This window comes from Arsenophonus endosymbiont of Bemisia tabaci Q2 (assembly GCF_902713415.1).
Lineage (GTDB): Bacteria > Pseudomonadota > Gammaproteobacteria > Enterobacterales > Enterobacteriaceae > Arsenophonus.
The window spans coordinates 1-3,250 of the sequence record NZ_CACTIE010000239.1; the positions used below are offsets into that span (position 1 = coordinate 1).

The following is a 3,250-nucleotide window of genomic DNA, read 5'->3' on the forward strand; positions in this document are numbered from 1 at the left end:
CTCAACCCTTCTTCTTCCATCGTAAATATCACTTTACGTCTAAAATCAATTGAATAGCTCATATAAATAATGTCATCAAAATTAAGTCGCTTAGTTATACCAGCAAGAACAGAGATGGCCAGAACAACCGTTCTGGATAGAGCATCAAAATGAAAGGCTATAACAAGTTTTCGATGTTTTGAGATCGGCAAATTCGTTTGATTTGAATTAAAAATTTTACCAGTTGACTTTATTTATATTTTTTAAAAAAGTTAACGATCATGATCTTATGTTGTGGAGGCGGACAGTAATATAAGTAAAGATAATATGAAAAACTCTTCCGCAATGCATGTTCATCTGACACCAGAAAGTCAAGATATGGAAACGGCAACAGAAGGGATCCGCAGGATGTTTGTCGATAAGGTACAGAGCGATCGCATCGTTAATAACAGACGGACACGCGCACGACGGGCAGCGTTTATTAAACAGCACGGTAGTGCTTACGGAATTTTTAAAGTAAATGATAATCTGCCAGCTGTATATCAAGTAGGCATATTTAAACCAGGAGCTCGTTATAAAGCCTGGCTGCGTTATTGTTATTGAAGTGATACACCTCACACACTTCCAGATAAAAATACTACTGTCGGTATCGGTATTAAACTGTTCGATGTAGCGGGTAAAAAAGAGCTCGAAGATGATGTTATAGCTAAGCGACTTAATTTTGATTACACCATATTGAGTGCGAACAAAATATCTGTTTCGCATCCCAGCGCTCTTTTTTTGCATTTATAGCTGGGCGACTTTAAAATGATTACAAGTAATTACTCTATATTAGTAAATTTATACTGGAGAAAAACATATATTTTGTAATCAAAATTAAGACGCTTAGCTATAGTGTCCAAGTGCAACGTGGCGATAAAATAGCCTTAATCGGGCCTAATGGCTACGGCAAGACAACATTGCTTAAGTTGATGCTAGGACAACTTGAGGCGGATAGCGGTAATATTTACCGCGGTACCAAACTTGAGATTGCTTATTTTGATCAACATAGAATGACCCTAGATCCGGATAAAACGGTGATGGATAATTTAGCTGAAGGTAAACAGGAAGTAATGGTTAACGGACAGCCGCTTCATGTGCTTGGTTATTTACAAGATTTCTTGTTTCATCCTAAACGGGCCATGACACCGGTGCGAGCCCTTTCAGGTGGAGAGGAAAATCGATTATTATTGGCACGTTTGTTTTTAAAACCCAGTAATTTGTTGATCCTTGATGAACCGATTAATGATTTAGATATTGAAACACTTGAACTATTGGAAGAGCTCGTTAATAGTTATAAAGGGACAGTATTATTGGTTAGCCATGATCGTCAATTTGTTGATAATACCGTAACTGAGTGCTGGATGTTTGAACATCATGGTAAAGTTGAGCCGTATTTGGGGGTTTTTATGACGCCTCTTCGCAGCGTAGACAAAAATTTTTTTTATCGCATGCTACTGTTAGTAAAGCCAATATTGCGGCAGTGGAAACAGCTAAAGAGCAGCCAAAACGAAAAAGTAATAAAATTAGTTATCATTTATTAAGAGAACTAGAACAATTAACGCTGCAGTTAGAAGCTGAAATTGCTATCTTGCAATCTCAAGTTAGTGCGCCGGAATTTTTTAATCAGCCCCATAGCGTTACTGAATCAGTATTAAAAGCATTAGCTGAGAAAGAAGCAGAAATGGAAATGACATTCGAGCGTTGGCAAGAATTAGAATCACTTAAAGATAACCAATAATTTGGCATTATGACTGTATAGAGGAGAGTAAAGTTTTGCTCTCATAATCATTTTAATGAAAGTTGTCATAATAAGATACTCTGCCCGCAATGTGATTTATTGGTAGCATTACCGGTTTTAGAACAAGGCACTAAAGCCAGCTGTCCACGCTGTCATACTGTTTTATCTGCTAAGTGGAAGTATCCAGCTAATCAACCAACTGCAATAGCGATTAGCGCATTAGTGATGTTGCTTATTGCCTGTTTATTTCCTTACGTAAAAATGAGTGTCATGGGCATTGAAAGTCAAATTTCACTGTTTAATATTCCTCATGCCATGTTTGATGTAAATTATGCTAGTCTTAGCTGGTTTTTTCTCCTTTTTGTCCTGGCAGTACCCGCTTTTTGTATGGCTGCCATTATTTTATTATGTCAACGAGTTAATCTCCCGCTTTGGTTAAAAATAAATCTTGCCAGGACGTTATTTCAAATGAAAACCTGGTGCATGGTAGAAATTTTTCTATCTGGTGTGCTGGTTAATTTTGTAAAACTAATGGCCTATGGTGAAATTACTTTGGGTATCAATTTTGTTCCTTACTATTTTTTTGTTTATTGCAGGTCAGGGCATTTCAAGGTTTACATAGACATTGGTTATGGCAGCAAATAGGTGAAGTGCCAAAGCTTGAGATCCCACTGCAAGAAGGCAAAAGTGGTATTAGTCAAAACGTCAGATCCTGTCATATTTGTATGGTCATTTTGCCAGCTGAACGTAAATATAGCTAAGCGTCTTAATTTTGATTACAAAATATATGTTTTTCTCCAATATAAATTTACTGATATAGAGTAATTACTTGTAATCATTTTAAAGTCGCCCAGCTATACTGTCGTCGTTGCCATACCAAAGGCTATGTTAGGCGGCTTAATAGTTTACAAAATACCATGGCATTATTGCTCTCCTCATTAGTTCTTTATATTCCAGCAAACGTTTTGCCTGTTATGATCACCAATACATTAGGTAGTAGACTGGACTCTACTATTATGTCCGGTGTTATTTTGTTATGGGGTGATGGTTCGTATCCGGTCGCCATTATTATTTTTATTGCTAGCATTATGGTACCTAGCTTAAAAATAGTGGCAGTAGGCTGGTTATGTTTTGATGCTAAAGGTTATGGCAATCGGGATCCGGCGAGGATGTATTTTATTTATGAACTTGTTGAATGGGTTGGACGTTGGTCAATAATTCATGTTTTTGTGATTGCAGTATTATCGTCATTGGTGCAAATGGGACGATTAATGAGCGTTTCACCGGCACTTGGGGTTATTTTATTTGCTGTTGTTGTGATTTTAACCATGTTTGCGGCAATGACTTTTGATCCGCGTTTAACTTGGGATCGCTGTAATGTTGTATCGCAGAGTATAGCTAAGCGACTTAATTTTGATGACATTATTTATATGAGCTATTCAATTGATTTTAGACGTAAAGTGATATTTACGATGGAAGAAGAAGGGTTGA

General features: G+C 37.0%; 2 protein-coding genes and 2 pseudogenes. 2 read left to right on the plus strand and 2 right to left on the minus strand.

Annotated elements, in window-relative coordinates; genetic code table 11:
- Together ARSQ2_RS10535 and ARSQ2_RS10540 are read right to left on the minus strand one after the other, a co-directional pair.
- A partial coding sequence (locus ARSQ2_RS10535; RefSeq protein WP_181995272.1) for a hypothetical protein occupies window positions 1-191 on the minus strand: 191 nt, incomplete at its 3' end.
- Window positions 192-258: 67 nt separating this feature from the next.
- Complete coding sequence (locus ARSQ2_RS10540) at window positions 259-765, minus strand: hypothetical protein (RefSeq protein ID WP_181995273.1); 507 nt, start codon at window positions 763-765, stop codon at window positions 259-261.
- 107 nt (window positions 766-872) lie between these two features.
- Here ARSQ2_RS10540 and ARSQ2_RS10545 point away from each other — a divergent pair.
- Together ARSQ2_RS10545 and ARSQ2_RS15070 are read left to right on the plus strand one after the other, a co-directional pair.
- Window positions 873-1,759 (plus strand): annotated as a pseudogene (locus tag ARSQ2_RS10545) (ATP-binding cassette domain-containing protein); the annotation flags it as partial.
- Between the two features lie 75 nt (window positions 1,760-1,834).
- A pseudogene (locus ARSQ2_RS15070) lies at window positions 1,835-3,147 on the plus strand (PqiA/YebS family transporter subunit); the annotation flags it as partial.
- Window positions 3,148-3,250 lie beyond the last annotated feature (103 nt).